This window comes from Streptomyces sp. NPDC060198, assembly GCF_042728415.1.
GTDB lineage: Bacteria > Actinomycetota > Actinomycetes > Streptomycetales > Streptomycetaceae > Streptomyces.
Window position 1 is genome coordinate 1 of the sequence record NZ_JBHWZJ010000612.1, and the last position, 2,412, is coordinate 2,412.

Below are 2,412 nucleotides of genomic sequence, written 5' to 3' on the forward strand. Positions count from 1 at the left end.
CGGATCATCCGCCGGGCCCGGGGTGTGTCCGGGACCGGAGTCCGGCGCGTCGCGCGCGGAGCACCGGGCCGCCGGACGACGGGCGGCGGGGGTGGGGCAGCATGGAAGGACACCGAGCCGAGTGCGGGGAGACGCAGTGGAGAAGCCGAAGGTCGTTCTGGGGGTCAGCGGAGGCATCGCCGCGTACAAGGCGTGCGAACTGCTGCGCCGGCTGACCGAGTCCGGGCACGACGTACGAGTGGTGCCCACCGCGGCCTCGCTGCACTTCGTCGGCGCGGCCACCTGGTCCGCGCTCTCCGGGCACCCGGTCTCCACCGAGGTCTGGAACGACGTCCACGAGGTGCCTCACGTGCGCACCGGGCAGGCCGCCGACCTCGTCGTGGTCGCTCCGGCCACTGCCGACATGCTCGCCAAGGCCGCCCACGGGCTCGCCGACGACCTGCTCACCAACACCCTGCTCACGGCCCGGTGCCCGGTCGTGTTCGCGCCCGCCATGCACACCGAGATGTGGGAGCACCCCGCCACCCAGGAGAACGTCGCCACCCTGCGCCGCCGGGGCGCCGTGGTCATCGAGCCCGCCGTCGGCCGGCTCACCGGGGTCGACACCGGCAAGGGACGGCTCCCCGACCCCGCCGAGATCTTCGAGGTCTGCCGCCGGGTGCTGTCCCGGGGCGTCGCGGCACCCGATCTCGCGGGCCGTCACGTCGTGGTCAGCGCCGGAGGCACCCGCGAGCCGCTCGACCCGGTCCGCTACCTGGGCAACCGGTCTTCCGGCAAGCAGGGGTACGCGCTCGCGCGCACGGCCGTCGCCCGGGGCGCCCGGGTCACCCTGATCGAGGCGAACACCGGACTGCCGGACCCGGCCGGCGCCGACGTGGTCCACGTGGGAACCGCGATCCAGCTGCGGGAGGCCGTGCTGAAGGCGGCGGCCGACGCGGACGTGGTCGTGATGGCCGCCGCCGTCGCCGACTTCCGGCCCGCCGCGTACGCCACGGGCAAGATCAAGAAGCGCGACGACCGGGCGGATCCGGCCATTGAACTTGTGCGTAATCCGGACATCCTCGCGGAGCTCGCCACCGAACGGGCCGCACCCGGTCAGGTGGTCGTGGGGTTCGCCGCGGAGACCGACGACGTGCTCGCCAACGGGCGCGAGAAACTACGCCGCAAGGGGTGTGACCTTCTCGTAGTGAACGAAGTGGGGGAGCGCAAGACCTTCGGTTCCGAGGAGAACGAAGCGGTGGTCCTGGCCGCGGACGGCGGCGAGACGGCCGTGCCGTACGGGCCCAAGGAAGGCCTCGCCGACACCTTGTGGGGCCTGGTAGCCGCCCGCTTCCCGGGGTAGATTCACCCCCGCCGCACCCGCGTGGGCGACTCGGGAGAAAATAGGTCTCCACAGTGCTTCCGCGGGCGGGCCGTACCTCCGAATTCGCCAGTGCCGGACGTCACAGCGCTCCCAAGGGGCGAGACGTGTGGTCCAACCGCCGGAAGCGACCGATAAACTGGTCGCGGAACGTGCCGGGCGCAGCTCCCGGTCGTTCCACCCATGATCAGCCAGCAGCCGCTGCAACCCCAGGGAGCGATGTGTCCCGCCGCCTCTTCACCTCGGAATCCGTCACCGAGGGTCACCCCGACAAGATCGCTGACCAGATCAGCGACACGATTCTCGACGCGCTCCTGCGCGAGGACCCCACCTCGCGCGTCGCCGTCGAGACCTTGATCACCACTGGTCTGGTGCATGTCGCGGGTGAGGTCACGACCAAGGCCTACGCCGACATCCCCAACCTCGTGCGCAACAAGATCCTGGAGATCGGCTACGACTCCTCCAAGAAGGGCTTCGACGGCGCCTCCTGCGGCGTCTCGGTGTCCATCGGAGCGCAGTCCCCGGACATCGCCCAGGGCGTCGACACCGCGTACGAGAAGCGGGTGCTGGGTGCGGCGGCCGCCGAGGACGACGAGCTCGACAAGCAGGGCGCGGGCGACCAGGGCCTGATGTTCGGCTACGCCTGCGACGAGACCCCCGAGCTGATGCCGCTCCCGATCTACGTGGCGCACCGGCTCTCCCGCCGGCTCTCCGACGTCCGCAAGAACGGCACCATCCCCTACCTGCGCCCCGACGGCAAGACGCAGGTCACCATCGAGTACGACGGTGACAAGGCCGTCCGGCTCGACACGGTCGTGGTGTCCTCGCAGCACGCCTCGGACATCGACCTCGACTCGCTGCTCGCCCCCGACATCCGCGAGTTCGTCGTGGAGCACGTGCTGGCCCAGCTCATCGAGGACGGCATCAAGCTCGACACCGAGGGCTACCGCCTCCTGGTGAACCCGACCGGCCGCTTCGAGATCGGCGGCCCGATGGGTGACGCCGGCCTCACCGGCCGCAAGATCATCATCGACACCTACGGCGGCATGGCC

Annotated in this window: 2 protein-coding genes; both read left to right on the top strand. The window is 70.9% G+C overall.

The window, feature by feature from the left end:
* Window positions 1–136: 136 nt before the first annotated feature.
* Complete coding sequence (gene coaBC, locus ACFWEP_RS34075; RefSeq protein WP_387376099.1) at window positions 137–1,342, top strand: bifunctional phosphopantothenoylcysteine decarboxylase/phosphopantothenate--cysteine ligase CoaBC; 1,206 nt, start codon at window positions 137–139, stop codon at window positions 1,340–1,342.
* A 239-nt stretch (window positions 1,343–1,581) separates the two neighbouring features.
* Window positions 1,582–2,412, top strand: an 831-nt coding sequence (gene metK / locus ACFWEP_RS34080) for a methionine adenosyltransferase (protein ID WP_387376101.1), incomplete at its 3' end; no start/stop codon positions are given.